Below are 26,141 nucleotides of genomic sequence, written 5' to 3'. Positions count from 1 at the left end.
TTATTGGTTACAAAAAACGAAACCAAGTATACTTTAACCCGTAGTCTAGTTCTTTCATTGGGAACCAGGTAGAAACGCTCAGACCATATTACTGAGCATATACGAGTAATGTTTATGAATGATTACACTGCTAATATATCAAACTCGAAATATATTTTCAATAAAAACATGAACTTTTTTAAAGAAATATATAATAACATTCGTATTTTACAGAAAATATTAGAATCAACTTGTGTAAAACAATGTTTTCGTTATCTTTTTCTAAAAAAAACTGAAATAAAATTTCAATTTTTAGAATTCGAATTTTATTGGTCTTAAAAATAATTCCTCTAAAGTGTCTTTCGCATTTTTATGTTCATAAATAATTTCAAACAATGCGTTACAAATCGGTAGTTCAACATCATACTGATCAGAAAGTTCCTTTAAAGCTTTAATTGTAGAAACCCCTTCTGCTAATTTATCAAAAGGTTTTTCTTCAACAAATGCCTGTCCAAACTTTCGATTATGACTATGCATTGAAAAGAGTGTTGCCTCGTAGTCTCCTAAATGACTTAAACCGTAAATTGTTAAATCATTTCCACCCATTGCTCTTATTAAACGAGAAATTTCTCTTGTGCCTCTAGCCATCAGTGAGCCTTTTAAACTACTATATTTCAATCCATCCAGCATTCCTGCAGCTATTCCCATGACATTTTTTGTTGCAGCTCCAATTTCATTACCAATTAAATCTTGTCCGTAATAAAATCGTATTAACTCGCTGTTAAATGCTTTAGTAATCTGTTTTGTTACTTCAATATTCTCCGAACCAATAACCATGCAATTTGGTATATTTCTTACAAAATCCTGTACATGGCCAGGTCCTACCCAAACCGCTACATTGCTATATTTCCCCACCTCTTCACAAAAGACTTGTGTAAGCCTTTTTCCAGTAGTAGATTCTATGCCCTTCATACAGAGGATAAAAGTTTTACCTTGTATTTCATTATATTGACTTAAGCCGTTTGCAAATGTTCTTAGCTCTTGGGCGCTTATTGATATAATAATGACTTCTGCAAATGATAATGCACCTTCTAAAGAGCTCGTTAACTCAATTCCATCTGGTAGGCTTAAATAGTCATTTTTTCTTGTCTGATTTAAGCCTATATAATTTCTAGAGCTTGCTCTTCCCCATAAAATTACATCATGGCCAACTCGATTAGCATACCAAGCTAAAAAAGTTCCCCATCTACCGCAGCCTAAGACAGATACATTCATACATTACTCTTCCTTCCAAAATTTATTATCGAGTAACTGGACTAAACAAATAAACAAACAAGAAGTCTAATTAGATAACTTATTAGACTTCTTCGGATTACTGAAAAATTAGTTTGTCAATTGGTCTCATAACTAAAGTCGGTTGCTACTGGAGCCAGTTATGAGGAACATGCTTCTTCTTTTTGCTTTTTTACTTACTCATGAACCCCTCATGAGGAACCTTTTTTCTTCTTTTTGCATTTTTACTTACTCATGAACCTTTCATGAGTAACCTATTGCTATTTCACAAAGTCCAATTAATAAGTAATCCTGCATGAGTTAATCCACCACCAAAACCATACAGTAAAACCTTGTCTCCATATTTAAGTTTCCCTTCCTTAACTCCCTTAACTAAAGATAATGGAATCGTGGCTGATGATGTATTTCCGCAATCTACTAAGCTATTTAGTGTTTTATCGATTGGAAATTCACTTCTTTCGCAGATGGATTCAATCATTCTTAAATTTGCACTATGTGGAACAAACCAATCGACTTCATTTAATAAAGTGGATCCATTGTTTAATACAGCTTGCATTCCTTTTGGTACTGTCGTAACTGCCCATTTGTATACTTCGCGTCCATTTTGAATGATATTATTGTTATTCATTATCTCTTCGCCAAACATTTGATTTGATAAATTTGAACAATATAGATGTTTCCCTTTTTCACCTTCTGATCCTAAGTATGAGGATATGAAGCTAGGTTGTTCTTCATCATACTCTACTAAAGCTGCACCAGCGCCATCACCAAATAAAATACAAGTAGTGCGATCTTCATAATCGGTTATTTTAGATAAAGTTTCTGCCCCAACTACTAGAATTTTTCGATTTAATCCTGATGTAATTAATCCATTTGCCATATACAAACCGTAAGTAAAACCTGCGCAAGCAGCATTTAAATCAATTGCCCCAGCATTTTTTATTCCAAGCTTTGCTTGGATAATTGAAGCAACACTTGGCGTTTTGAAGTCTGGCGTTAAAGTACAAACGATAATCATATCAACATCTTCAACAGCCTTATTGTATTTTTCCATCAAATCTTTTATTGCCTTAAAGCTTAAGTCGCTCGTATATTCATTTCCATTTGCAATTCTTCTCTCTTTTATGCCAGTTCGCTTTACAATCCATTCATCATTTGTTTCAACTATTTTTTCTAAATCCTTATTTGTTAATACTTTTTCTGGTACATATGAACCTATTGCAGTGATACGTGCTTTCGAATTTTGCATTATGGTCACCTCAGTCATATTTTTTAATATCTTTCCCATATTATATCACCAGATATTAATACTAGGTACTAATTTTATTTTAAAATTTTTTTATTCTTTTAATTTATGGGGAATTAGTTGGGGATTAAACTAAATAAAGTTGCTACAACAGCAACTTTACTTAAAAATATTACAATTCTAATGTCATAAAAACACTATTAGGATCATCTTTATAATCAGCAAAAGGCTTACAATACTTAAATCCAAAGAGTTCATATAGTTTTTTTGCTGGATCGAATGCTTCCATTGAACCTGTTTCTAAACTTATTCTCTTGTAGCCTCTACTTTTCGCCTCTTCGATGATGTGTTGGAGCATGCGCCTTGCCACTCCTTTTCTTAAATGAGCTGAAGAAGTTCTCATTGATTTTACTTCCCCATGTAATGGATCAAGTTCTTTTAGAGCTCCACATCCAACTAATTCATTTTTTTCCCATACACTCCAAAACGTAATTTCCGGTTTCTTTAATCCTTCAAGATTTAAAGCATGTATGCTTTCAAGTGGAGAATGCAGTGTCATACTTTGTAGATGCTCACTAATTAACATCGCAACCTCAGTTCCAGTTAAATCATCAACCTTAATATACACGAAATGACCACCTCATTCCTTTTTTATGATTGCTATTATTATACTAAATTTTCAACAAACTTCTGACTAGTTTATTTATCTAAACCCTAATAAAATAGAATTTTATGGAAAAAATAAATATATAGAACAAAAAATAAAAGTCAAAAGAAGGAATTCAAATGAATCGTAAATTAAATATAAGTGGTTTTCAATTCTTTTGTATGATTTTTATGTTTGGGGTCGGTGCTTCTCCACCAGTCGAAATATATGCTAGAGCTAAACAAGATGGATGGATTAGTTTATTAATAGGACTCTTTGCAGCTTGTTTAATCTTTGCGGTGTATATTAAGTTATATTCGTTATTTCCTGAACTACCCTTAACAAAATATATTCAAATCATTTTAGGGAAATATGTCGGGAAAATATTAGCACTAGTATACATCTTATATTTTCTTTATGTTGCTGCGCGGTCTTTACGTGATTTTGAGGATTTATTAACAATCACTCTGTATAATGCTTCTTCTTTAATTTCAATTGGATTAATTATGATGTTATTAATCATGTATGCAATTTCTAAAGGACTAGAAACATTCGCTCGATCTAGTGAATTTATATTTATCATGATCATCTTTCTTACATTTCTATTTATAGGATTTGAAATCATTTCAAATTTAATAAAAATTGATAATTTAAGACCCGTTTTAGAAAACGGATGGAAACCAATTTTTAAGGCTTTTCCCATTTCTTTAACCGTACCTTTTGGTGAAATCCTGACATTTACAATGATTATGCCACATTTAAGTAAACAAAATTTAGCAATAAAAGTAGGAATACCGTCCTTATTATTTTCCGGACTTATCTTAACCTTATTTGCAGTATTAAATACAGCAATATTAGGCCCATCTGTTATTGAAAGAACAACCTACCCTCTTTTAACAGCAGTTAGTTATATTAATATTGCCGATTTTATTCAAAGATTGGATACTTTCATTGTTGTAATTGCTGTATGCAACGCCTTTGTAAAAATTACAATTTACTTTTATTGTGCGGTATCTGGGGCTGCAGATTTATTTAATGTAAAGAAAAGTGACCAACTAGTCTATCCTATTGGCATTATTACTGTTGTTACTTCCTTATGGGTAGCTTCTAATTTTCTTGAGCATCATAAAGAGGGCATCGATTTAGTACCGTATTTGCTTCACATTCCACTTCAAATTGTTATTCCGGTTAGTTTATTACTAGTTCTCCTAATCCAAGGTAAACTAAAAAGCAATAAAGAAGACTTGAATTACAATTAACGAAAATTAAAAAGACAAAACAAAAGGCTTCAGTTTTCACTGAGCCTTTGTTTATTATTGCAATTTAGTATTATTGAACAACCGTTATAGTTTTAGGCGTTGATGTTACTTTAAAGCCGTCTTTTGTAACGCCATCTACAGTAACTGTATATGTGCCATTTGGTAGATCTTTATCTGGTGCCCATGGTGTCCTAAATGTATGCTCATTTTCGAATGTCGCTGAATCGACAAGTTTTCCACTAGCATCTTTAATATTAATCGTCCAGTCTATTCTATTATAACCGAGAACAGAAATTTTAGCTGGGTTAGATTGGTTTACACCAGTAGATGGAGAAATGCCCCAAGTTGTCATTATCATACTTTGTTTATTATAACTTTGATCTCCCCATGTTGTCCAAGCCATGTTTCCTGCATAATCAATAGATCTAAATACCATACCTTTTGGTTCTGAATTAACTGTCAAAGTCGTTTCGCCAGGTCTTAGTTCATAAAATGCTCCATTTACATAAATATCGGCAAAGTTAAAGTCGGTTGCATTATCTGTCGCATCAAATGTAATGACAAATTTACCGTCTTTTGGAGTTACCTTAATATTAGAAATTTTTGGTGCAACTGAATCAACGATCATTGGCATTTTAACAGTTTGTGGTCTAGCGTTTGGAGAGGCTAAAGTTGTTTTAATTACATAATAGTAAGTACCATCAGGAACAAAATTACCTGATAAGTCTTTCATATCCCATTGATATAAATTATAACCATAATCTTGATTAAACATTATGTTTTTATTAAATTTCCAAGGTTCTCCAGTTCCAGTATACTCACTATAGTCACCTAGATATCTGAGTTGTTTGCCCGTAGAATCCTCAATAGAGATCTCAGCTTTATCTAAATTACGTAAAACGCTCATTCCACCAAAAATTCCCTTATCTATATAGTTTGGCGAGAAAGCAATATGATTTAAATCAAATCCTATTCCATTATATCCTAATGGCGCTCCCCCCTCTGTACTATCATTCCAAAGTGCTGTACGACCTGCAAAGGAATCTTTTTCCCAAGCTGGAGCATCGATGTTTCGTGGCTCATCCCATTTTCCATAGAAGCCCATATAAGGCATAGTTATCGTTACAGCTTTATCTTGGTCTTTTGCTACTGGTACAAGACGAACATATCCTTCTACAAAACTATTTTTCTTTAATGAATCTGGTAATGATACATTAACCGTTAACATTTTTGATTGACCTGGTTTGATTTTCAATGTAGATCCTATTTTATCTGTTACGATATTATCATTTACAGTGACTGTTGCTCCCTTAATTTGTTCACTTGATAAGGTTAAATAATCTTTTGAATCTAATTGTCCATCATGGTCTAAATCAAATTGCTTTGTTTCTGTTTTATCTTTTAATAAATCAACATATACATTGTATTCAATATCAGCACTATTATTTTTCCCTTTAGGTGCATCAAAAGCATCTACGTTTAATTTAAAGCTTGTATTTTGTCCGATCTCTTTTAATGCTACTGAACCAGCCTGTTCTAAAGGAGCGTTTCGATTTGTCACAATAACTGGTGTATTAATCGCATTTTGAATTTGCATTAAACCTGAACCTTGAATACGTGGTGAATATGGAACTTCACTATTTGTTCTTGGATCCATCACGATTTTAGAAGTATTCATTAATGCAACTTTTGCTTTTAAAACTGTATCTTCTGAGTGTTTTAATCCTTTTTCATAAAGTGATTGTAATACTAATGTTGAACCACCTGCAACATGTGGTGTAGCCATTGATGTACCACTCATTACTTGATACTTATTTCCAGGAATTGTTGAATAAATGTTTCCACCCGGAGCCGAAATTTCTGGTTTAAAGTCTAATGTAGGTGTCGTACCCATTGATGAGAAATAAGACATCGTGTCTTTATCTGGATTATCTACCCAATAATCGCCGATATTTTTCATACTTAAATATTGCCCAGTAGGCATTTTACTCATTTTATCTAATAATGCCTGACCAATCGATTTACTTGTTGAAGCAGTTGGTGTTGCAGATGGAGTTACTGGTAGAGTTGCATAATCAGGCCAGTTTGAAGGTGGTATCATAATGATAGCTTTTGCTCCTGCTGCCTTTGCAGTAAATTGTATAGATGAAACTGTACTATATGAATTTAAAAGTTTAACTACGGCAATGTAATTCGTTTTTCCTTTTGGATAATCAGTCGCTTTTTTTCCTTCATTTACATATACCAAATCATAATTTGTATTCGGTAATAGATTATTAGATACGTTAAATGCTTGTCCATATTGAGTATGGTCCTTGAAAGGAACCGCTAGACTTCCATCTGAAATTGCATTCATATGAATTTTAGTATTTTCATAGGAAGCAACTGATAATGCAAATGGACTTACTCCTGGTGAACCAACAGTTCCAATATCAGGATTTTCCGCATATGGTTGTAATGTTGAAGGAACTAGTAAGGCCTTTGAACTGTATGCTGAATTTCCAGCAGCGACTACAACAAGGGTACCTTTTTCAGTCGCATTTCTGATTGCTTTTTGGATTGGATCATAATTTTCGTCTACTCTTCCTGCATCTGTTCCTAAGCTCATGTTAATTACATCTGCGCCCATTGTAACAGCATGCTCGATTCCTGCGATAATATCATCCTCTGAAGCTCCGGGATTACCGTTATCAGAAAATACCTTTTCCGCTAGTAGTTGAACTCCAGGTGCAATACCAGCTACTCCGCCATTCGCATCATCACCATTTGCTCCAATCGTTCCAGAAACGTGCGTACCATGGATGCTACCTTTTGGTCCAGGAATAACATCCGTATCATTGTCTGCCCAGTCATATCCAGATGGTACTTTATCTGAATACCAAGTTTCATTTACAGCTGTTGTTGTTGCAAACTGGTCAAATTTATCCTTTGTCCATTTTTCTTTCGCTTTAGCTGCATCTGATAGTGTCATATCTTTGTGAGTCCAATCAATACCAGAATCTACAACCCCAACTAATAAGCCTTCCCCTTTATAACCATATTGCTCCCACACCTTTTGAGCTTGTACTAATTCTTTACTTGCTGCCATCGTTTCGTGGAATGTTCTAGCAACTGCAACATGCTTTACGCCAGGAATCGACTGGATATCTTTTAAATTTTTATATTCTGTTTCAATACTGAATCCATTAAAACCTTCAAAGTAGCGGTGTCTCACTTTAAAAGCTGCTTGTGATTTAGCATTTTTTTCTTTTGAAATTTCATCAATTACATTGTCTTGCTTTTCTTTAAACATTACTTTTTTATGCTCAGGTGTCGCTTGCTCGCTATCAGCTGGCTCATCCACTTCAACGATTAAATGGACAGTCTCATCTGGTTTGAATGTTTTTGTAACTTCTTGATTGTTTCCTTCTTTATACATTGAGTCTTGAGTTAAATCTATTTTATTCTTTGCAAATAAAGATGCTCCTTGATCAAAAGTTACATCAGAAGAATCAGTTGAATCAGTTTGAGGTGTAACGTTATCATTGTCCGCAAAAGCTAGTGATGTAAAAAGTAATGAAACTAAAGCAGTTGTAGACATAACTTTAAATGCTTTAAATTTTCCGTTTTTCATAACAACACTCCTACAATTTTATTCTGTATTTACTTAAATCCACCTTGGATCCATAGAGTAATAGTTAAATATAATAACAAACTTAAGTTATCCTATTCTTCTGATTTTCGTGGCTGTTAATTAAATACAATTAAATTGTACATCTGACATAATTGAACGTATATTGGGGGAATCCTACTAAGATCTTTCCCAAACTTTTTTATCATATTTATACGTTTCACTGTTAGATATATGCAAAAAACTTGTTACTTTGTGGTAAATTTTATAAAATTTTGTCGGATTTTTTACTTTTTTAACGGGTATATTAAACAGAAAATTGGGAAAAATCTAACAAAAAATTCATTTTTATTATCTAAATTTCTATAACCTTGACGAAAAACAGGATAAATGACCCATCTAATTGCAAGTAAAATACCGAAAATTATGAATTTAATCAAATAATTTTTTGTTTTCTTAGATAAACTTAATATGAAACTATATTTAGCTAAACAAACAACAAAATAAAAAAGAGTCATAAAAATATGACCCCTTTACACATTACATTTTTCCTAAAGTAAAGCCCTCAAATAACTGCCCGCCAAATGGATTCAAAACTTCATCAACTAATTTGATTATTCGATTCTTTTCACCTTTCGTATAAAATGAATCAAAAGCTTCTACAAGAATGTTTGCAAACTCTTCGTTGTATTGTCTTAATGAACGTATGATCCACTTTGAAGAACCAATCCATTTACCATTTGTTCTTAAAACGAATTCACTTACTAGTTCTGCTAGCGTATTAGCTATAAATAATTCTTCCGCTCTATTTGAGGAACCTATAAAATCATTTAGTGCATCCGTAATAAAATATCGCTTTACTTTAATTATTTCCTCTGACCATTTTTCTGGTCCCTTATCTAAAATATCATTTGCTTCTTTTTTAATATCCTCAATTATTCCTTCATCCCTTAAAATGATTCCTTCAGAAACCATTCGTGGAAGCGAAGGTCTAGCCCTCTCGTAATCACTTTTAAAATATTGTTTATAAGATGTTAAATTGTGTACAAAGACTTCTATATCCCAACCGAATTCTTTTAATGACTCTCTATATGAAGAGCTAAAGCTTTTATCGAATATAACAATATCAAGATCAGATGTTTCTGTTGCTTCGCCGCGGACTACGCTACCTGCTAGTAATGCTCCCTGACACTTTGGAAAGTACTGTTTAATAAAGTGTTGTGCTGCTTCAATTGGGTTTAACTTATTTAAATGCTTCATTTTCGTATCCTCTTTCCTAAGAAAACCTTTTAATTAAAGAATACAAAAGTTTCCAAGTAGAAAATAGTCTTCTATTAAATTTATAAACTTGGATAAGATATTTTATATTTTTTTGACACCTCAATCAACTTCTGAAGTTTTTCATCTGAAGGAGGACCTATCGGTTTATTGAATCCTTTATTAAATGGAACAGATAGTTCTTTTACAAATTGGTCAAAACCTGAAGGATAAGCAGTAACAATGAATTGAGTATTTTCAGAGCGCACTTTAAACGTATGAGGAATTCCCCGGGGTGCAAATACATAATCCCCAGCCTTAGCTAAAATTGTATGATCCCCAATAAAAAAAGTAATTTCTCCTTCTAATACATAAAACGTTTCATCTTCTAATTCATGTACGTGAAGAGGGGGTCCACCATCTTTTTTACCGTTACAATGCAAGACACAAAAAACCCCATTTGTATCTTCCCCACTTACTAATATAGAAGTAAAATCATTTAAAAAGAAGTAAGTATTCTCTTCTGTAATACCTCGGTGCATAAAGTCGGCTATACTCTTTTGTTCGAAAGTCATTTAACCCTCCCCATCCGATATTTACATTATTTTAAGCTTAAACTTAAGCGTACTAGTTAATGCTATTCATAGAAAATTAGCTTATTCGTTCTAAATAATTTAAATGTATCTATTAACATATCTGAAGTAAAACAAATTAGGTTCTTCAATGCACAAAAAAAGGCTAGCACCGCTAACCTTTTTCGTTGATCATTTATTTAATTATTAGGATACAGAATTTCATCAATTATTCCATATTCTTTCGCTTCTTCTGCACTCATAAAATAATCTCGATCTGTATCCTTTGCTACTTTCTCAACTGACTGTCCTGTTCGGTCAGAAATTATTTGATTAATATGCTCACGTAATTTTAAGATTCGGCGAGCAGATATTTCAATTTCTGTTGCCTGGCCCCTTGCTCCTCCTAACGGTTGATGAATCATGATTTCACTGTTCGGAAGTGCAAAACGTTTCCCTTTTGTTCCCGCTAGCAAAAGCATCGCACCAAAAGACGCTGCCATTCCTGTACAAATTGTTCTAACATCTGGCTTTATATATTGCATCGTATCATAAATCGCAAATCCTGCTGAAGTTGACCCACCAGGGCTATTTATATAAAGTGAGATTTCTTTATCAGGTGCATCTGCAGCTAAAAATAATAATTGTGCAACTACACTATTTGCTACATGATCATTTATCTCATCACCGATAATAATAATTCGATCTTTTAATAAACGGGAATATATATCATATGAACGTTCACCACGATTAGATTGTTCAATTACATAAGGAACTGTTGTCATTTAAAAATCCTCCTTAAAAGTGTTAATTGGCTATGCAGCCATGCAGAGAGTGCTTGAAGGAGATTGAGTTCGAGCTGACTGGAAATTAGGGATTAACATTTTAGGAATTTCAACAATACGATTTAAGGAAGGAATCGCTTGAATTAATACCGTAGGGTCTTGGACTTCTAGAGCCATATGAAAAACTTCTTCAAGCTTCTCGCGTTCTTCCTCATTCCAAAAATATTCTACAGAAAGGGATTCGTCATCTTTGTTGGTTTTATCTAAACGCTTTTTCGCTCGATGTAGGCTAGATTTTATGGCTATTTCTGTTGTTCCTAGGATATCTGCAATTTCCTTAGACTTATATTGAAATGCCTCTTTTAGAAAAAAGATAATTGCTTGTTTTGGCGTAAAATGTTTAAGTAAGAGCTCTACACTATTTATTTTATTATCAAGTGGATGATCAGTTGCACATTGGGAAAGTTCAACATCAGGAATAATCAGTTCATCTTTTCTTTTTCGTAAAGTATCGATCCAATGGTTGTAAGCTATCCTATTTAACAAAGCCGAATTCATTTTTTCATTATTATAGTATTTTACTGCTTTAAAAAAGGCTTCTTGAGCGATATCGTCACCATCCCATTCATTTTGGGCTAGAAAATGACAATAGCGTTGCAGTTTTGGATAGTACTCCTTCCAGTAGAATTCATCAGACTTTTCATCCTGATTTCCTTTTTCTATGCTGTGCAGACTACGCTTACTATACATTCGTGCTCACTCCTTTATCAACACTCTCTACCCTTTAAACGAAAATAGGAGCATAAAAAGATACGGGGATAAAAAGTTTTTTTATTTAATTTATGTAATTTATCTTAAAACTCTTCTATCATTATGATATTTTCTACTTTTAATGCATTTTAACATAACTAACTTGTTTTCTAACAATACAAAAAAACGAGAAAAAATTATCCCCGCTTCTGTCTGTATTTAAAATTTTAGGTTCAAATATTTATTCTCACCACTTAATTAGCCCCATTTACTTCTTTCACTGCTCCAATTACTGAAATAACAGAACCAATTGCTTGGATCCAGCTTCCTGTTGCTACCAAAGTTTCAGATTCCGATGTATTACTTTTTTTTAGATAATCCTCATAAAAGCCAAACTCTTTTTGTTTATTTTCATTTTCTATAAGATCATGTATTGCTTCTGACCACCCAATTGCCTGTAATGTATTTCCTATAATTTGTGTTATGCTCCCTACAATGTTTTCGGATTGACCAGGGAATGGATCAAGCTCAATTGCTTCTCCAACATTAACGCCTAACCCTAAAGCTTGTAACAAATTACCTGCAATGAATAATTTATAGGATGATTCCTTTCGAATGTCAAAAACCAACCCTGAAATAACAGTAATATTCCCACTTGCTGTTATTTCTTTTCCAACTGCCCTAAGTACAGTCCCCTCTGCTTCAGCATCAATACCATTTCCTGTAGCCTGCAAAACATTTCCGATCAGAGATAAGTCATCTCGAATACTACTTTTTATATAATTGGACGGCGTAGAACCAATTGCAGCTGTTATTGTTCCAATTGATACGATCACAGAACCTACAATTGCTTTCGATTCGCTTCTCATTTCAACCACCAATCCGCTAAAAGAAACCTTTATCGTAGTATTATGAAATAAGGGCTAATTGTGTGCCTACTTTTAAAAACTTAGTTTCTTTATAAAAAACCATACAATATGGAGTAGGATACTTTATTTAGGAATAAACAAAAAAATCGGTAACGATACTAGATCGTCACCGACTAAGGATAGAAAACTTATATTTTATTACTCTAATCCAAGATCCTTTAAAACATCATCTAAAGTTTCACCTTTATATTTCTTGACTGCCTTTGGTGCATTGTCATTCCATGGGTTTTGCATAGAGTAGTTATCGATTACATACTGCATATCTTGCTCATCTACTACACCATCATAGTTGATATCTGCGTCACGCTTATTTGTGCCCCAATATGTTTGGATGTATAGAGCATCTTTCACGTCGATTACATTATCTTTATTTACATCTCCACCAGGGATATAATCATAATCAACTGGTTTAGATCCCGCTGTTACCTTACCGTCTTCTTTTAAGCCAACTGTAAAATCTTTCTTGAATGTGAAATGCCCTGGAACGTCAATTGATAATGTAAATGGCTTATCTGTGATCGGTAATCTAGTCGTAAAGCCATTTGGAGCACTTGAGCTATATCCTAGAGGATCAGATACTCCATATTCTTTTCCATTAGAATCTTTTACACTAATTTTTGTTCCGGCTTTGTTATAGTCAATCTTTTTCGCAACAATTTCTCCTGCAGTGCCAATACCTGTAACTAATCCTTCTGGCTGAACTGAACTCCTCATTAGGGAATAAGTAGGAGTAATATAGAAATAAGGTTGGATACCCTGCGTTGTTACCTTACTATCATCCACATTCGTATAAATAGCATTAAAGAAAGTAGATGACCCAGTTGGATCTTCAAATGTCATTGGACCTTTGTAGTATTGGTCTTTTGCTTTAAATGTCAAGTCTACTAAAGAAGTATCTCCAGTAATACCTGTAGTCGCAAGGTCACCAAGTGCTGTTGCTGTGATCGTCATTTTATTGTAAGTATTGTTAAAAGAAGTAGTTGTATATTGAACATCTAGTTTTCCACTATATGTTCCATGCGGCTTAACACTTACAGTATCTAAGAACTGGACTGGATATAAGAATGAGTATTCAGCTTTTTTCACTTTAGTTCCTACATTTTTTGATGAGAACGTTACTGTTGTTGTATCTCCCATGTTGATTCTCTGTTTATCAGAAACTGCTGTAGAATAAGCAGTGCCTTTTTTCACAAAATAAACGTCTCTAAAACTTCCATAATTTTCAACAGTTGATTTATTTCTGTCATAGAAATCATAATGTGTAATTGGCAATGATACTGGACCAGCTGTAGCCAATGGTATTGAACTATTGAAGTTTCCATTCTGGTCTACTGGGATGTTAATTTCAGCAGAATTATTTGGATTATAATAATACATTTTATTCTCGCCTTGTGAAGCAGTAATTCCTGCAGCTTGCATTTCAGCTATATCTTTATCAAATGCAGCACCTGTTACTGTAACAGTTTTATCAGTTGCATTAGCTGTTTCAACGATTTGTCCTGCTTGATAGTTCATCGTAACCTTTGGCTCTTTCTCACCATAATAAACAGGTGCATCACTTGTGAAGGTTTCACCATTATCATTTGTACCTACTAATCTAATTTTCCATAATCCAGGGTCAACTTCCTTATAATCAAATGCAACTGGGTTATCCGAATTTCCAGTTAATGGATAATATTGACCATTATTCAATACACCTTGGAAATAATATTCAATATTTTCATCCGCACCCATTCCATCAGCTGAACCAAGGTAACCGATCTCTTCGTTTGTTTTTGGATCTACTAGGAAGAAATCAAAGTTACGCATATGGGAGTTTAGTTTAAAGTTTACTCCAAGTGACCATCTTGTCGCATTGCTACCTGCTTCATATGGTAGGGTAAAAGCAGTTGGAGCTCCCTTAACATAATCAATTCCTTCTTTTACTGTATGAATAGCAAATGGAACTTTATATGTTTCATTAGGATTTTTTTGATTTGTATAGACAACATACCCTTCATATGTTCCAAGTTTTGCAGTTTTCGGAACTTTGATCGTAGCATCCATATTAGCACTGCTGTAACGTTTCACTTTAACTGTTGATTTAACATCTAATGTAACGCCATTAGCTGCTGCATCTTGGTCTGCTCTAGAGTCATTTGTAAACCGACCATCCAATGTCTGGAATTGAACTTTTACATCAAATGTTTTATCTTCAGAGCTTTTATTAAAGAACGTCATTGATCGTTGATCTGTTAGATCCTTACCTTCAACAGATTGTTCACCAAAACTTAATGCACCAGTAATGTTTTTAATTGTTTTGATTCCTTTACTTGCAAGCGTAATCGTACCTTCTGAATCACCACTACCGCTAAATGTCTTCGTCTTGTCTTTCACTTGAATTTCCGTTTGTGCATGAACGGCTTTGTATGGATTTACAAGACCAGCCCCTACTTCGTATACACTATATTTATCATTTAACGGATCTGCTGTATTCATAAGTGATGCCTTAATATCTGCTGGCGTCATGTCTGGATGAGCTTGCTTTAATAATGCCGCTACGCCTGAAACGTTTGGTGTAGCCATCGACGTACCAGATAAGCGCTCATAAGCATTTTGAAAATCTGTTAATGCATTCCCATTATCGTCCTTATGCATATATGCAGGTACTGTTGAGAATACAGAGACACCTGGTGCTGTTACTTCTGGTTTTATATCATATAGCACACGTGATGGACCACGAGAACTAAAGTCTGCTAATTTATTACCTTGTGTGACAGTTTGACTCATATTACCGAATGTAAAGTCAATCGAATTTCCTTTCATAGCTTCAGTTAGAAGTAGTTTACTTGTTATAGCTGTACCTTGTTGGTTGTTTATTAAAAACGTTGGAATATATCCGTATGTGTTACCTAAAAATACATCTTGTAATGTATCTCCAGGCGTATTGATTAAAAATACCGCCTTTGCTCCGTGTTTTTTAGCTGTATTGACGATATCAGCTATGCCTAGGTTACCACGTTGTGCGATAACAATTTTTCCATTTACATCAATCGGTATCGTATAACCACCATCCGCATCACGTTTATAATAAGCAGTATCTGCACCAGATCCTACGTTTACCACTTTCATTGTTTGACCTTGAAAATCCGCTATATTATCAGAATCTCCTTGGGCAGCTAGCTTCAGTTTTGTTGGTGAATCACCAGTTGATAAATGAGCTATTGCTGAAAATTGTGGAATCGTAACAGATGTATCACTTGCTCCAACTGTGATTGCTAAAGGTGCATTTCCTGGAGAACCTAATGTATACATTTTATTACCAGAATTTCCTGCTGCAACTACCGCTGTTACACCTGAAAGTACAGCATTATTTACCGCGATTGCCGTAGGATATAATGGATCATTGTAGTTTGCTCCAAGTGACATACTGATGATATCCATACCTTCTGATACTGCTTTGTCAATACCAGCTAAAATTGCTGAAGTTTGCCCAGATCCATATCGACCTAAAACACGATAAGCATAAATGTCAGCATCTGGGGCAACACCCGTAACCGCATAGTCCGCATTATTTTTACCTTGTCCCGCAATAATCCCAGCTACATGTGTTCCATGCTCAGTATAAAAAGCTTCACCACCACTTGTTTCAGGTAGTCCAGATTTCTTCCAATCAGCATATGTTGTTTCCATTGGATCATTGTCATTATCAACGAAGTCATAGCCGCCTTTAAATGCACCTTTTAAATCCGGGTGATTGTAATCAATTCCCGTATCAAGAATACCAATTTTCACGCCCTTACCTGTATAACCTTCTTCATGAAGTTTTTCAACGCCAGGGAAAGTTACCATATTATGAGTTGGTCCTTGTTGCCCAGACGTTTGTTCTTTAACAGTTGGATCATCTAACTGAACTTGTAAATCACTCCATACTGCTTGAACGGCATTCGATTTAAGTAATGATTTTACTTTATTAGCAGGGAGTGTCATTGAAACCCCATTAAATGCTTTTTTGTATGAACGTTTAATTTTGTATGGATTTTTCTTCTCTTTTAGTTCTTTACTGAAGATCGTTTTTAGATCTTGACCAAACGTTTCGTGTGAAGCATCTACTTTTGCTTGTGCATCTGATTCAGAAAGATTTGAACCTGCTGTCTCAGCTACCATTACCGCTGTTTGTGCAGGCTTGTCCTTAAATTCAACAATAACTGAAGTTTGTGCATCACTTGTTAAATCTAAATCTGGAGATACTTGAAGTCCTTCTTTGTCACTAACTTTTAATTGTTTAATTGCCTCACGTTGAGCTGGTGTAAGAGCTGATAAAACTTGCTCCACTTTTGAAACTGGTTGTGCATGAACATTGTGTGTAATCGACATCGGATTAAATACGCTAACTACAAGACCTGTTGTAAGTGCCACAGTTGTAACATTTTTTTTGATTTTTTTCATCTTTCCCCCATCTTCCTCTCTCTCTTGATAGTCTCATTATATTGAGATTTGACAGAATTTTAGATTTCATAAATTTTATCAAATTACATTTTTTTATAATTCGAACATTTTAACAAAAAAAGGACAAGAAAGCAGAATGAATATCTGCAATCCTTTCCTTTTTTATAACAAATGAACTTTACGATAATAGAAATTGAAGATGGTTCTTCAAACAAAAAGCACGAATGATAAATTATTAAGCGTTTGTGGCTTATTTCATTTATTTTAACTAATCTTTTTTTTTCAACCCGTTTTCTTTTCGTCTCTTTTTCAATTTCATCCAACCTAGAAGTAAGTGTCTCAACAAATAAATTTTTATTTTCTTCATTTGATACTTATTTAAGACCCATCTTTTTTCTTATCCAAATACATAATTTTCCTTAGAGAAACCATCCTATTGTCAGGAGGTGGTTTTATGTCTGAACCATTACAACCAGGGAATAAAAAACTTCCTGATTTTAATGAATTAAACGATCGGATTATTGCTGAACATGGTACAACGGGACCGTCTTTAGTGATTAAAACAAATTTGGATCCTAAAGATTCTACTGTGGATAATCCATATTATCGTAACGAAACACATACACCTAAAAAACCATTTAAAAATTATTTCGAAGAGTGATTCAAAATTGAGCTCGGTTAATACCGGCTCATTTTTTTATACAAACCCACGATTGAATGATTTTAATGCAAACGTACATACTAAGAAATATATGGCAATTTCTTAAAAGGAAATGTTTATACTTTTCAATGTACTAGGAGGAATACGATTTTGAGTCCAACAAAAAGTATGCTATCGGTCTTTGCCTTAGGTGGAATTAATGAAATTGGAAAAAATATGTATGCTATTCAATACTTAAAAGAAATTATTCTAATAGACTGCGGTTCTAAGTTTCCAGACGAGAGTTTATTAGGCGTTGATTTAATCATTCCAGATATTACGTATCTAAAAGAAAATCAAGAAAAGATTAAAGGCTTATTTGTTACGCACGGTCATGAAGATCATATTGGTGGAATCCCATATCTTTTGAAGCAATTGAATATTCCAGTCTATGCAACGAGATTAACGCTTGGATTAATTGAGCTTAAATTAAAAGAGCATGGATTATTAGGAGAAACTGAACTAATTTTAATCGATTCTGATTCAGTTATTAAATTTGAACATTTTTCGATTTCATTTTTTAAAACAAATCATAGTATTCCTGATTGCTTAGGCATCGTATTTGAAACGCCGGAAGGAACTGTAGTACATACTGGAGATTTTAAATTTGATTTAACTCCTGTTAACAATCAATACCCAGATATTCATAAAATGGCCGAAATAGGTAGTAAAGGAGTTTTACTACTTTTATCAGAGAGCACAAACGCTGAAAGGCCAGGTTCAACACCATCAGAACGGATTGTTGGAGAGCATATAGTAGATGCTTTTATGAAGGCAAAACAAAGAGTCATCATTTCAACATTTGCTTCTAATGTCCATCGCGTGCAACAAATTGTTGATGCCTCTATTATCACTAATCGGAAGTTAGCTCTACTTGGGAGAAGCATGGTAAATGTTGTCGAAGTTGCGATGGAGCAAGGATACTTATCAATCCCTGAAGGTATGTTGATTGATAAAGATGAAATTAATAATTTCGCACCAGAAGCGATTACAATTTTATGCACAGGTAGCCAAGGTGAACCCCTTGCAGCACTTGCTCGACTAGCTAGCTCCAGCTTTAGAGGAGTTGACATTTATCCTGGTGATACTGTAATTTTAGCTGCATCACCAATTCCTGGTAATGAACGCGGCGTTTCTAAAATTATCGATAATTTTTACAATCTCGGAGCAAATGTCATTTATGGGTCAGGAAGCTCGACTGGAATGCATGTTTCTGGTCATGCTTATCAAGAGGAGCTTAAGCTTATGCTTACATTAATGAAGCCAAAATATTTTATTCCAATTCATGGTGAGTACAGAATGCTTCACCATCATCGTTCACTTGCTGAATCTGTTGGTGTCAAACGAAATAATATTTTTATCATTAAAAACGGTGATGTTGTCGATATTCTACAATCAGAAGCAATTCAAAGCCGAAGAATTCCAGCTGGAAATATTTATGTTGATGGAATGGGTATAGGAGATGTCGGTAACATTGTCCTTAGAGATCGAAAACAACTTGCTGAAGATGGTATGGTTGTAATCGTCATCACCATTAATAAAATGGAAAGAAAAATTATCTCAGGTCCTGATACCATTTCAAGAGGATTTGTCTATGCGCGTGATTCAGAAAGTTTATTGAAAGAAGTAAATCAAATCGTCACATCATCCATAAACGAATTACTTGATGAAAACAAACTCCAATGGGGAGTTATGAAGCAAAATATTAAAAGGTCTCTTGGACAATTTTTATTTACGAAAACAAAGAGAAAACCGATGATTTTACCAATAATCATTGAAATATAGAATTTAAAAAAACTCCCTTACAATATAATTAGGGAGTTTTTACTTTGATTCGTTTTCTTTAATTTTTGAAATTAAGTCAATTAAAGAAATGTTTTCTTGATCAAAATAACCATTCATTGGACAAGAACTATTTTCTAACCGCTTTAGTACAAACGGGATTGTAAAAGTTTCGATTTTTAATTGATCATTTACCTCATCCCAAAAAAGAGGCGTTGCAACAGTTGGTTTTCCTTTTCCTCTTGTGGAGTATGGGCAAATAATGGTTTTTCCTTTCGCGTGCTGTACATAATCAATATAAAGACGGTTCCCTCGATTTTTTTTAAATCTTTCAATCGTAAAATCATCTGGAAATTTTTCAATTAAATAATGTGCAATAAAAGATGTAAATATTCTTGTTTCATCATAGGTAAGAGAATTTTCTTTAATTGGAATATGAATTTGAATTCCTTTACTTCCTGATACTTTTGGGTAGCTTTTTATTTGAAAAGAATCAAAGATTAATTTCATTTCCAATGCGGCTTTTATTGCTAAATGAAATGCATCTGCATTAGGTGGATCTAAATCGAATACGATTTCAATCGGGTTATCGGCTTTATATGTTTGAAAAGGTATATGGTATTCGATCGCTAATTGATTTCCTAACCATAGCAATGTTGATACATCATTACAAATAATAAAATTATTCCCCTCATGTTCTTCGGTTTTAATAAAACCCGGAGCATAATCTGGACAGTTTTTTTGAAAAAAAGATTCACCGTCTATTCCATTTGGAAAACGAATCGATGTTAATAAACGATTTTTTAGAAATGGAAGCATAAAAGTGGATATTTGAGCTAAATACGAAACAAAGCTCTCTTTATTTATATATGGATCCTTCCATATTACTTTTTCAGGACTGGTAAGTGTTAATTCTTCCTCCAAATTAAGATTACTCAATAGTAAGCCATCCCAAGTACATTCATTCCATGCATGCTTTAATTGAAAGGATATAAATTTTGCATTTGTTAATTGGTTGTTTTCTATACTTTGAAATTCAAGTTCAATACAGATTCCAGGCTCAACAAATTTTATATTTCCTTTTTTGCTTTTTTTATTTGCTTCGATTGCTTTAATCAAAATTCTCTTCTCTTCCTCACTAAGTCCATTTGAGAAGGACCCCATTTGCAAAATATCATTTTCTTTTTTAAGTCCTACTAAAAAGGATTCTTCTTTTATATTGAAACCTAAAATAAAGAAAATGCCTGTATAAATTTTATTCCGTTTTTGAAAAAAGTAATGATTCATCGCTTATTTCCCCTAATCTGTAAGAGTACATTCTTTAGGATCTTTTTCGATAAAAGCTTGGATACTTGGTTGTCTTAATGAATGACCTTCCGTCCATTCAATGAATTGAACTTTAACAGTTAACAATGGCTGAATCCATTGAATTTCCTTTATTCTTTTTGGTTGGCTACTAAATGGATTGTTTTCTATTTTTATCGTATTAATGACTGTAGTAAGGTCTTTCCATTCTGATTTCGTTAATTTTCCTGTTCCAACATGTCCTATAAACACGAGTTGATTATTTTCGTTATAAAGTCCTACTAAAATAGAATTAACAATTCCTGAACGATACGTTACCCCACCGATTACAGTAATAACGTCCTTATAATTTTTTACTTTTTGCCACGCATTGTGCTTTCCATTGATCAAGTATTTACTATTTAAATTTTTACATACGATACCTTCTAAATTATGTTGTTTCGCAACTTCAAATAAGGCAACTCCATCAGTATTATTTGGAACTAACTGAATTTGCTTATTAGGTTGGATTGCTTCTACTAATAAATTTTGTCTCTCTTGGAGAGATAATTGCGTAACCCATTTTCCATTGTAAAAAAGAATATCAAAAATCATATAGTAAATAGGGACAGCTTCTATAGCGGAATCAACCCGATCCATGCGTCTAATTCCATCCCTTCGCATTACCTCATGAAACGATGGATTGCCATTTTGATCGAGAGCGATGACCTCCCCGTCTAAAATGATTGATTGAGCATTCGAATAGGATTTTATATTTGTTAGTTCTGGAAAAATATTTGTACGATCATTTAATTTCCGGTTAAATAATTTAACTTCTTTCCCATCAAAATAGGTTAGGATTCTAACACCGTCCCATTTTATTTGCGAAATCCATTCAGGACCATTTGGTACAATATCTGAAGAAATAGGCTCAAAAGGAAAAATTGGATCTAGCTCCATTACTACCTCCTATTTAACTCGTTGCTTTTTTAGGCGCTTTAGTTTTAGGCTTTTTCGGAGGTGTTGCTTGTCCTTTTGTTCGATCGATACTCGCTTGTAATGCAGACATTAAATCAACAACATTTTTTTGTTCTGCCGGTTTCTCCTGCCCTGTCGCGATATAATCATTTTTATTAACTTTTTCCGAAATTAATTGCTCTAAAGCTGTACGATATGTATCGGTATAGTTTTCTGGATTAAACGTTGTCGTTAATTGTTCAACTAGCATCATACCAGCCTGTAGTTCACGCTCCGCCAATCCAGCCTTTTCAGGAACACCACCTGGCAGATTTTCAATTGCTCTAATCTCATCTGGAAAATGTAATGTTTCAAGAATAATCGCATTTTTATATGGACGAATAGCAGCTAAATGCTGTTTGCTACGAATTGTAATTTTTGCAAGTCCGATTTTCTTACTTTTCTTCAATATTTCCGAAAGTAAAGCATATGCCTTTGTTCCACCAGAATCAGGACCAATATAATAAGTTCGATCAAAATACACTGGATCAATTTCTGCTAGTTTGACAAAATCAATGATTGATACAGTTTTTAATTCAAATTCTTCTTTTAATTTATTCATTTCCTCTTCTGTAATTTCCACAACTCTACCATTAGGTGTTTCAAATACTTTAATAATTTCTTCGGGAGTAACTTCATCGTCACAACTAGCCACTTTTTTATAAGAGATCGGTGTTTTACAATCCTTATGATATTGACGAAACTTTATATCCTTATCCTCAACTGCTGAAAACAACTTTACAGGGATTGTAACTAATCCCATGCTAATTGTACCTTTCCAAACTGTATGCATATATTCACTACCTTTTTTGTTTTTATGATTAGCTTTTGTTAAATGAATGGGTTTAATTCAATTTGCTTTTTATCTCCATCAGAATAAAAAACTCTTAGAAAAGAAGACTAAAAAAGTTAATCAACATAAGTCTTATATGGAGGATCGTATGAATAACTCAAATGATTTACAAAAAATGAATAAGGAATTTCATTATATGCCTATTACATCTATATCGAGTGGTAATGGGATGGAATTAGCGAATGATTTATTTTATGAAACAAATCAAATTGTGAATTTTTGCTTATACGGTAATCCTAATTTATCAAGTGAGTGGGTATTAATTGATGCCGGTATGCCAAAATCATTTGATAATATTATGGAGTTAGCTAAAAAACGATTCGGTGAAAAACACAAATTAAAAGCAATCATCCTTACTCATGGACATTTTGATCATATCGGGGCAATCTTTGACTTAATAAAAGAATTCAATATTCCTGTTTATGCACATGAAAAAGAGTTACCATATTTAACAGGAGAAAAAAATTACCCAGAACCAGATGGCACTGTTGAAGGTGGATTAATAGCAAAGTTATCGCCATTGTTCCCAAACGAAGGAATTAACTATGGAGAATATATCCATGTTCTTCCTGCAGATGGTTCTGTACCTGAAATGCCAAATTGGCAATGGATCCACACACCGGGTCATTCACCTGGACATATTTCACTTTTTAGACATGATGATCAATTATTGATTGCGGGAGACGCCTTTGTTAATGTTAAACAGGACTCTATTTATTCCGTTCTAACTCAACAAAGAGAAATAAATGGTCCACCTAGATATTTGACGACAGATTGGGAGGCAGCATTGAATTCTGTAAAAAAACTGCAGGCTTTACACCCTAAAAGAGCAATAACAGGTCACGGCTTTCCATTGCTAGAAAACGATTTAAATGAGAAATTAGACTACTTAGTTAAAAACTTCAACACAATCGCCAAACCTGATTATGGACGATATGTTTAAAAAATAGCGTTACTTAGTCAGCAAATATATAGGTAAAATTAAAACTCCCTACATTTGTAAGGAGTTTTTAAATTTAATATTTAAATCATATAAACCTGGGCTATGTTCATTCGGCATATTAGGAAATTCTGGAACTGGAAAACATTTTGTAGTTTCGGTTATGTCTAAGTCTCCGCCATTTCTAGATTTGTTTTAAGTGGATTTAGCGGTTTCTGAATCTTCGTTAGGCTTAATATATTTAATTGACAATATAAGACCAAGAACTCCTAAAATTATGGAAAAATACAACATATAATTATCTGGTTTACTCATCAAATAGGCAAAAACTGGAGGTCCCGCTGCTACCCCCACAAACCGTAAAGAACTATAAAGAGAAGTAATAGTCCCTCTTTGTTCCTTCTCAATCCCCTCTGTTATTAATGCATCTAAGCTTGGTAAAGACATTCCGATTCCAATCCCACTAATCAATAAACTCGTGATAATCATATATATATCTTTATTGATTATCGGCAGGATAAAAGAAATACTTATTAAGATAAATCCGATCACAATGCATTTTTTCATTGCACCTTTTTGATTTCCAATTTTTTTACCTGTCTTATAAGATGTGTAGGATAAAGCAGCGAGTGGGATCGCTAACACACATCCTTTCCATATGCCAATTATGTGATAGCGTTTTTCTAATATTTTTGATAAATAAAAAAGCATACCAAATAATATGAACATGATAATGGCACCTAGTATAAATATCGTATAAAGCCATTTGCCATTATTTCGAAATATTTTTCGAATTGATCTGATAAACATTTTAAACTTTTTCTTTCTTTTATCTTTTCTTTTTGACCTCATAGGTTGTTTTGGTGGTTTTACAAAAATTAATATTAAAATAATTGAAATTAAGCAAAGGAACGGTATTGATAAAAATGTTAAATACCAAACAACCGCTGCTAATACTGAACCAAGTATTGGACTTAGTACTTTTCCAAAAGTATTCGATGTCTCAACTAAGCCTAATCCTTTACTCACTTCATTTTCATCCTTAAACATATCTCCCACACACGGAATAACAACAGGCATTGCCCCAGCAGAACCAATCCCCTGAATGATTCTCCCAACAATTAACCAAGCGTAAGGATTTTCTAATTTCCAACAAACAAAGCCGGCTAAGGCTCCTCCAATTCCCGCAATAATTAAACTTGGAATGATTACTTTTTTCCTTCCAAATAAATCCGACAAATAACCAGCGATAGGGATAAGAATGATTGCAAAAACTGAATAAACAGTAATAATCATCGAAACTTTAAGGCCAGATATATTTAATTGTTGTTCTAATTGTGGAAGTACGGGAATCAACATTGAATTACCTAAAGTCATTACAAGAGGTACTGTAGATAGCGCCCATAAACTCCGCGTTTGTTTTTTATCCATATTACCTCCGCGTTTTGTGTAACTAAAAACAATCACAATCTTTATATTTCCCAAGTAACGTTTTTGGTTGAATTGTAATTTTTACTAATTACGATTTGCCAGATAAAATTGGGGCAAAATGAAAAATATACCATTTTGAAAGGAGGAGTCTTTATGACTACTCTAGAGAATTCAGCTAATTATTCTCATTTAAATTTATGGTCTGGAATTTTATTTGGCCTTGGATTGGTGGCATTTTTTGATGAAGCAGTTTTCCATCAACTTCTTCATTGGCATCATTTTTACGATAAGTCTACAACAAGCCTGGGACTGATCTCTGATGGTCTATTTCATGCCTTTAGTTGGTTCGCAACGATTGGCTCCTTATTTATGTTTGCGAATTTAAGAAGAAAAAAATCAATCTATATTAAAAGATGGATCGGCGGAGTTTTACTCGGAGCTGGTTTGTTTCAACTTTATGATGGAACAGTTCAGCATAAATGGATGAAGCTTCATCAAATTAGATATAACGTCGATATTATGCCCTATGATTTAACTTGGAATATTACTGCTTCTATTATGACATTGATCGGTTGTATTCTAATTTTTAAAACTCGAAATAAAGGTGGTCAATTTGAGGGATAATTATTCGTTTGATCTACTCATTATTTTATTAATTTTACTTTTTATTGTTGGATATTTGGTTGCTGCGAAAAAACATAAAAAAAAGCCGTGGCCAAAATTACGCTGTATCTTATGGGTAACTGGTTTTGTTTGTATATTCGTTTCGGTTATTGGACCAATTGCAAAACTAAGCCATCACCTTTTTGTTTTCCATATGATTATGCATTTGTTACTAGGTATGCTCGCTCCATTTTTTATCGCTTTATCTAGACCGATTACATTATTATTAACAACATTAAAAACTCAACATGCAAGGCGTGTGACACGTATTTTAAGAAGTGCTCCAGTTCGACTATTAACTCATCCTATTACAACAATGCTTTTAAATATCGGAGGACTTTGGGTATTATATACCTCCACAGTGTTTAACTTAATTCATGAGAGTACCTTTTGGTTAAATTTTGTACATATTCATTTGTTTTTTTCGGGATATTTATTTACAATCTCAATCATTGCGATTGAACCGTTCTCTCATAAATTCAGTTTTTTGTTTCGCTCATCAATTATGATACTCGCATTAGCAGGTCATGATATTTTATCGAAGTTTCTTTTTTCAAATCCATTAGACCGTTTCGGTTTTAATGATGTTCAAAATGGTGCGGTCTTAATGTATTATGGAGGGGACTTTGTTGATTTGTTATTGATTACCACGCTTTGTTATTTCTGGTATCATTCAGCAAATTCGAATAAAACTAGCGCAATTATTTAATGGACTTT

General features: G+C 33.5%; 20 protein-coding genes and 1 riboswitch. Of the genes, 6 read left to right on the top strand and 14 right to left on the bottom strand.

Annotated elements, in window-relative coordinates; genetic code table 11:
• Window positions 1-21: 21 nt before the first annotated feature.
• Window positions 22-125: riboswitch (purine riboswitch) on the bottom strand.
• Between the two features lie 166 nt (window positions 126-291).
• From COJ46_RS10535 to COJ46_RS10525, 3 genes are all read right to left on the bottom strand, one after another.
• Window positions 292-1,254: an NAD(P)H-dependent glycerol-3-phosphate dehydrogenase gene (locus COJ46_RS10535; RefSeq protein ID WP_097979176.1), complete on the bottom strand. Its 963-nt coding sequence runs from the start codon at window positions 1,252-1,254 to the stop codon at window positions 292-294.
• 283 nt (window positions 1,255-1,537) lie between these two features.
• Complete coding sequence (locus COJ46_RS10530) at window positions 1,538-2,521, bottom strand: ketoacyl-ACP synthase III (RefSeq protein ID WP_176522686.1); 984 nt, start codon at window positions 2,519-2,521, stop codon at window positions 1,538-1,540.
• A 169-nt stretch (window positions 2,522-2,690) separates the two neighbouring features.
• The gene (locus tag COJ46_RS10525) at window positions 2,691-3,146 is read right to left on the bottom strand and encodes a GNAT family N-acetyltransferase (protein ID WP_097979177.1); all 456 of its coding nucleotides are present in this window, start codon (window positions 3,144-3,146) and stop codon (window positions 2,691-2,693) included.
• Window positions 3,147-3,304: 158 nt separating this feature from the next.
• Here COJ46_RS10525 and COJ46_RS10520 point away from each other — a divergent pair, with 158 nt between their 5' ends.
• Complete coding sequence (locus tag COJ46_RS10520) at window positions 3,305-4,423, top strand: GerAB/ArcD/ProY family transporter (protein ID WP_097979178.1); 1,119 nt, start codon at window positions 3,305-3,307, stop codon at window positions 4,421-4,423.
• A 70-nt stretch (window positions 4,424-4,493) separates the two neighbouring features.
• Here COJ46_RS10520 and COJ46_RS10515 read toward each other — a convergent pair whose 3' ends face one another.
• The 7 genes from COJ46_RS10515 to COJ46_RS10480 all read right to left on the bottom strand — a co-directional run bounded on the left by COJ46_RS10515 (window position 4,494) and on the right by COJ46_RS10480 (window position 16,754).
• Window positions 4,494-8,036 carry a S8 family serine peptidase gene (locus COJ46_RS10515; protein WP_098565910.1) on the bottom strand — a complete coding sequence of 1,181 codons (3,543 nt, stop codon included), beginning with the start codon at window positions 8,034-8,036 and terminating at the stop codon, window positions 4,494-4,496.
• A 537-nt stretch (window positions 8,037-8,573) separates the two neighbouring features.
• Window positions 8,574-9,293 (bottom strand): nucleotidyltransferase domain-containing protein, encoded by a 720-nt coding sequence (locus COJ46_RS10505; RefSeq protein WP_097979181.1) that lies wholly within the window; start codon window positions 9,291-9,293, stop codon window positions 8,574-8,576.
• Window positions 9,294-9,373: 80 nt separating this feature from the next.
• A complete protein-coding gene (locus tag COJ46_RS10500; RefSeq protein WP_097979182.1) occupies window positions 9,374-9,865 on the bottom strand; it encodes a quercetin 2,3-dioxygenase in 492 nt (163 codons plus the stop codon).
• A 197-nt stretch (window positions 9,866-10,062) separates the two neighbouring features.
• Window positions 10,063-10,647 (bottom strand): ATP-dependent Clp endopeptidase proteolytic subunit ClpP, encoded by a 585-nt coding sequence (clpP, locus tag COJ46_RS10495; protein ID WP_069034684.1) that lies wholly within the window; start codon window positions 10,645-10,647, stop codon window positions 10,063-10,065.
• Between the two features lie 30 nt (window positions 10,648-10,677).
• Window positions 10,678-11,397: a sigma-70 family RNA polymerase sigma factor gene (locus COJ46_RS10490; RefSeq protein ID WP_097979183.1), complete on the bottom strand. Its 720-nt coding sequence runs from the start codon at window positions 11,395-11,397 to the stop codon at window positions 10,678-10,680.
• Window positions 11,398-11,651: 254 nt separating this feature from the next.
• Window positions 11,652-12,266, bottom strand: coding sequence for a DUF6944 family repetitive protein (locus tag COJ46_RS10485; protein ID WP_097979184.1), 615 nt, complete (start codon window positions 12,264-12,266; stop codon window positions 11,652-11,654).
• Between the two features lie 198 nt (window positions 12,267-12,464).
• A complete protein-coding gene (locus tag COJ46_RS10480) occupies window positions 12,465-16,754 on the bottom strand; it encodes a S8 family serine peptidase (protein ID WP_098565909.1) in 4,290 nt (1,429 codons plus the stop codon).
• 454 nt (window positions 16,755-17,208) lie between these two features.
• Here COJ46_RS10480 and COJ46_RS10475 point away from each other — a divergent pair, with 454 nt between their 5' ends.
• Entirely contained in the window at window positions 17,209-17,415 is a 207-nt protein-coding gene (locus tag COJ46_RS10475; protein WP_069034689.1) for a hypothetical protein, read from the top strand.
• Between the two features lie 150 nt (window positions 17,416-17,565).
• On the top strand, window positions 17,566-19,239 hold the full coding sequence (locus tag COJ46_RS10470) for a ribonuclease J (protein WP_141540897.1): 1,674 nt from the start codon (window positions 17,566-17,568) through the stop codon (window positions 19,237-19,239).
• Between the two features lie 39 nt (window positions 19,240-19,278).
• Here COJ46_RS10470 and ligD (COJ46_RS10465) read toward each other — a convergent pair whose 3' ends face one another.
• The 3 genes from ligD (COJ46_RS10465) to ku are packed head-to-tail and all read right to left on the bottom strand — an operon-like array spanning window position 19,279 to window position 22,330.
• On the bottom strand, window positions 19,279-20,523 hold the full coding sequence (ligD, locus tag COJ46_RS10465) for a DNA ligase D (RefSeq protein WP_098565908.1): 1,245 nt from the start codon (window positions 20,521-20,523) through the stop codon (window positions 19,279-19,281).
• Between the two features lie 12 nt (window positions 20,524-20,535).
• Window positions 20,536-21,480, bottom strand: coding sequence for a non-homologous end-joining DNA ligase (gene ligD / locus COJ46_RS10460; RefSeq protein WP_097979187.1), 945 nt, complete (start codon window positions 21,478-21,480; stop codon window positions 20,536-20,538).
• 13 nt (window positions 21,481-21,493) lie between these two features.
• Entirely contained in the window at window positions 21,494-22,330 is an 837-nt protein-coding gene (gene ku / locus COJ46_RS10455) for a non-homologous end joining protein Ku (protein WP_098565907.1), read from the bottom strand.
• A 148-nt stretch (window positions 22,331-22,478) separates the two neighbouring features.
• Between ku and COJ46_RS10450 the strand changes: the two genes are divergently transcribed.
• A complete protein-coding gene (locus COJ46_RS10450; RefSeq protein ID WP_286133690.1) occupies window positions 22,479-23,333 on the top strand; it encodes an MBL fold metallo-hydrolase in 855 nt (284 codons plus the stop codon).
• A 192-nt stretch (window positions 23,334-23,525) separates the two neighbouring features.
• On the opposite strand, the gene COJ46_RS10445 is transcribed toward COJ46_RS10450, so the two are convergent.
• Entirely contained in the window at window positions 23,526-24,761 is a 1,236-nt protein-coding gene (locus tag COJ46_RS10445; protein ID WP_141437851.1) for an MFS transporter, read from the bottom strand.
• Window positions 24,762-24,914: 153 nt separating this feature from the next.
• On the opposite strand from COJ46_RS10445, the gene COJ46_RS10440 reads away from it, so the two are divergent.
• Together COJ46_RS10440 and COJ46_RS10435 are read left to right on the top strand one after the other, a co-directional pair.
• The gene (locus COJ46_RS10440; protein WP_097979190.1) at window positions 24,915-25,385 is read left to right on the top strand and encodes a DUF2243 domain-containing protein; all 471 of its coding nucleotides are present in this window, start codon (window positions 24,915-24,917) and stop codon (window positions 25,383-25,385) included.
• Window positions 25,375-26,133: a cytochrome c oxidase assembly protein gene (locus COJ46_RS10435; RefSeq protein ID WP_176522687.1), complete on the top strand. Its 759-nt coding sequence runs from the start codon at window positions 25,375-25,377 to the stop codon at window positions 26,131-26,133. Before COJ46_RS10440 ends, COJ46_RS10435 begins: the two co-directional genes overlap by 11 nt.
• Window positions 26,134-26,141 lie beyond the last annotated feature (8 nt).

It is taken from the genome of Bacillus sp. AFS077874, from assembly GCF_002566505.1.
GTDB lineage: Bacteria > Bacillota > Bacilli > Bacillales > Bacillaceae_G > Gottfriedia.
Note: the sequence above shows the minus strand (reverse complement) of the source record. Positions and strands in the feature narration are given on the sequence as shown.

Bases quoted from the DNA above. Each gene is read 5' to 3' on its own strand.
- COJ46_RS10515 (WP_098565910.1), bottom strand. From the start codon at position 8,036: ATGAAAAACGGAAAATTTAAAGCATTTAAAGTTATGTCTACAACTGCT.
- COJ46_RS10500 (WP_097979182.1), bottom strand. From the start codon at position 9,865: ATGACTTTCGAACAAAAGAGTATAGCCGACTTTATGCACCGAGGTATT.
- COJ46_RS10475 (WP_069034689.1), top strand. From the start codon at position 17,209: ATGTCTGAACCATTACAACCAGGGAATAAAAAACTTCCTGATTTTAAT.
- ku (WP_098565907.1), bottom strand. From the start codon at position 22,330: ATGCATACAGTTTGGAAAGGTACAATTAGCATGGGATTAGTTACAATC.
- COJ46_RS10520 (WP_097979178.1), top strand. From the start codon at position 3,305: ATGAATCGTAAATTAAATATAAGTGGTTTTCAATTCTTTTGTATGATT.
- COJ46_RS10440 (WP_097979190.1), top strand. From the start codon at position 24,915: ATGACTACTCTAGAGAATTCAGCTAATTATTCTCATTTAAATTTATGG.
- COJ46_RS10530 (WP_176522686.1), bottom strand. From the start codon at position 2,521: ATGCAAAATTCGAAAGCACGTATCACTGCAATAGGTTCATATGTACCA.
- COJ46_RS10535 (WP_097979176.1), bottom strand. From the start codon at position 1,254: ATGAATGTATCTGTCTTAGGCTGCGGTAGATGGGGAACTTTTTTAGCT.
- COJ46_RS10490 (WP_097979183.1), bottom strand. From the start codon at position 11,397: ATGTATAGTAAGCGTAGTCTGCACAGCATAGAAAAAGGAAATCAGGAT.
- COJ46_RS10480 (WP_098565909.1), bottom strand. From the start codon at position 16,754: ATGAAAAAAATCAAAAAAAATGTTACAACTGTGGCACTTACAACAGGT.
- COJ46_RS10485 (WP_097979184.1), bottom strand. From the start codon at position 12,266: ATGAGAAGCGAATCGAAAGCAATTGTAGGTTCTGTGATCGTATCAATT.
- COJ46_RS10505 (WP_097979181.1), bottom strand. From the start codon at position 9,293: ATGAAGCATTTAAATAAGTTAAACCCAATTGAAGCAGCACAACACTTT.
- COJ46_RS10445 (WP_141437851.1), bottom strand. From the start codon at position 24,761: ATGGATAAAAAACAAACGCGGAGTTTATGGGCGCTATCTACAGTACCT.
- COJ46_RS10450 (WP_286133690.1), top strand. From the start codon at position 22,479: ATGAATAACTCAAATGATTTACAAAAAATGAATAAGGAATTTCATTAT.
- ligD (WP_097979187.1), bottom strand. From the start codon at position 21,480: ATGGAGCTAGATCCAATTTTTCCTTTTGAGCCTATTTCTTCAGATATT.
- ligD (WP_098565908.1), bottom strand. From the start codon at position 20,523: ATGAATCATTACTTTTTTCAAAAACGGAATAAAATTTATACAGGCATT.
- clpP (WP_069034684.1), bottom strand. From the start codon at position 10,647: ATGACAACAGTTCCTTATGTAATTGAACAATCTAATCGTGGTGAACGT.